The 1,908-nt window shown below is 60.1% G+C and carries 3 protein-coding genes; 1 reads left to right on the top strand and 2 read right to left on the bottom strand.

Going from position 1 to position 1,908, the window contains the following annotated elements:
• Positions 1-685: HAD family hydrolase (locus WBP53_RS11055; protein WP_423928865.1), on the top strand; the 685-nt coding region annotated here is incomplete at its 5' end.
• A 135-nt stretch (positions 686-820) separates the two neighbouring features.
• Here the strand turns inward: WBP53_RS11055 and WBP53_RS11050 are convergent.
• Both WBP53_RS11050 and WBP53_RS11045 read right to left on the bottom strand, forming a co-directional pair.
• On the bottom strand, positions 821-1,081 hold the full coding sequence (locus WBP53_RS11050) for a hypothetical protein (RefSeq protein WP_423928863.1): 261 nt from the start codon (positions 1,079-1,081) through the stop codon (positions 821-823).
• Between the two features lie 71 nt (positions 1,082-1,152).
• Positions 1,153-1,818 carry a hypothetical protein gene (locus WBP53_RS11045; protein WP_423928861.1) on the bottom strand — a complete coding sequence of 222 codons (666 nt, stop codon included), beginning with the start codon at positions 1,816-1,818 and terminating at the stop codon, positions 1,153-1,155.
• Between the last annotated feature and the right edge of the window lie 90 nt (positions 1,819-1,908).

The following is a 1,908-nucleotide window of genomic DNA, read 5'->3' as shown; positions in this document are numbered from 1 at the left end:
GCTCAAGGCGGCGATCGAGGGCGAAACAAAGTCCCTGTTGGCGTCGGGTTATGCCGGCATCCTCGAACTGATGGCGGTGACTCACGCCGGCATGTCGACGGCCGCATTTGAGCAGATCGTGACAGACTGGCTCGCCAAGGCCGAACAACCCCGCTTCAAGCGAAAATATACCGATCTCGTCTATCAGCCGATGATCGAGTTGCTCAACTACATGCGCGCCAATGGCTTCAGCACCTATATCGTGTCAGGCGGCGGCGTCGAGTTCATGCGCCCATTGGCACAGAAGGTCTACGGCATCGCGCCGCCCAACGTCATCGGTTCAAGCCTCAAGACCAAATTCGAAATGATCGACGGCAAACCGGCTCTCATGCGCTTGCCCGAACTGGGATTCATCACCGACGGAGACACCAAGCCGATCAGCATCAATATCCACATCGGCCAGCGTCCGATCGCTGCGTTCGGAAATTCCGACGGGGACCTGCAGATGCTGCAATGGACGACGGCGGGCGATGGTCCACGTCTGGGCGCGATCGTTCACCATACCGATGCGGCGCGTGAATACGCCTACGATCGCAAGTCATCGGTCGGAACTCTCGACAAGGCACTCGATGCCGCGCCGGCCAATGGCTGGGTCATCATCGACATGAAGAAGGACTGGAAGACTGTCTTCCCACCCGCGAAGTAGCGGGCACCCACTGCATCGGGTTCTACCCGGTCAATGCAGACACTTCCAGGAAGGCCCCGGACTTCCGCCTTCCGTGATCTTTAGCCGAAGCTTTCGAATCGTGGTCGCTGCCCGGGGCTTCGGTGCCTGCAACCCTTACTTGATCTTGCCGGGCACCGGCTCCGCGTTGGCCTTTTGCTCGGCGTCGCATTTCGTCTTCAATGCCTTGATGTCCGGATCACCCATGTCATTTGAGAAGTGCACGTTGTCGGCCAGCTGCTTGCAGTTCACCGGCTTGGCCTTGGCTTCTGGCGGTGCGTGGTCTTCATGCAGGCTGGGATCGTGGGCATTCGCGCTGGCAGTCAGCAACAGGGCAGAAGCGGCGAGCGTTGAAACGAACAGGGAACGCAAGTTCATGGTGATGCTCCAGTTGTGCGGCACTCGCGTGCCAGGACAGGTATGACATACAGGATCACGGATATCCGGCCTCAAGGCCGATACAGGTCAGGCTGGAATCCAGCGACTTCGATATCCACGGTCACCGGTTCGGTACTGTTGTTCTTCCAGTACCAGCCATGGCTGCCATCGAACGGCGCCACGAAAGTGCCCGAGGATTCGCGCTGTGCGGTTTCCACCGCATAGCTCGTCCACGCATTCTTTACGCCTTCGCGCTCGCCATGCATGTCGACTGCGACATCGCCGCTGGCGAGCCAATGGAAAACCAGGCCTTCACCGGTCTTCAGGTGCGACTTGACCTCGGCACCCTTGCCCGGCGCAAGCTCGACTGACAACGCGTTGCGACGCACTGGCCCGGTCGCAGCCGATACAGCACCGGCATCGAGGGTCTGGCTTTCGGACTTGCCGAAAGCGGCTTCCGCCCTCGCCGCGAGCGCGGCATTCGCTGCATCGGCTTCAGAAGCGGCGACCGGCAATGCTGCCTGTGCGGTCAGCGTTGGGGCTTCAGCTGCTTCGGGCTCCGCAGTGAGCACATCGAGGCCAAAGCGGTGGCCGATCCCGGTGGGATCAATACCGTATTCGGCCGGCAGGACAAGGGATACCAACAAGAGCGCAGCCACCACAATCGACAGACCGGTGGCCTTGAGCAATTGCCGCGTACTCGGCAAGTTCTGGTTCTGGGTTTCGGAATGTGTCATGCAAGCCTCGATCAGGAAGCGAAATAGCCGGTGAGCTGATAGCCGATCAACATGAAACCGGCGGTCATGAGCAGGGTGTTGGCCGCGAAG

This window comes from Dokdonella sp. (genome assembly GCF_049593775.1).
Lineage (GTDB): Bacteria > Pseudomonadota > Gammaproteobacteria > Xanthomonadales > Rhodanobacteraceae > Dokdonella.
This window is presented reverse-complemented; position numbering and strand designations above follow the sequence as displayed.

Bases quoted from the DNA above. Each gene is read 5' to 3' on its own strand.
- WBP53_RS11050 (WP_423928863.1), bottom strand. From the start codon at position 1,081: ATGAACTTGCGTTCCCTGTTCGTTTCAACGCTCGCCGCTTCTGCCCTG.
- WBP53_RS11045 (WP_423928861.1), bottom strand. From the start codon at position 1,818: ATGACACATTCCGAAACCCAGAACCAGAACTTGCCGAGTACGCGGCAA.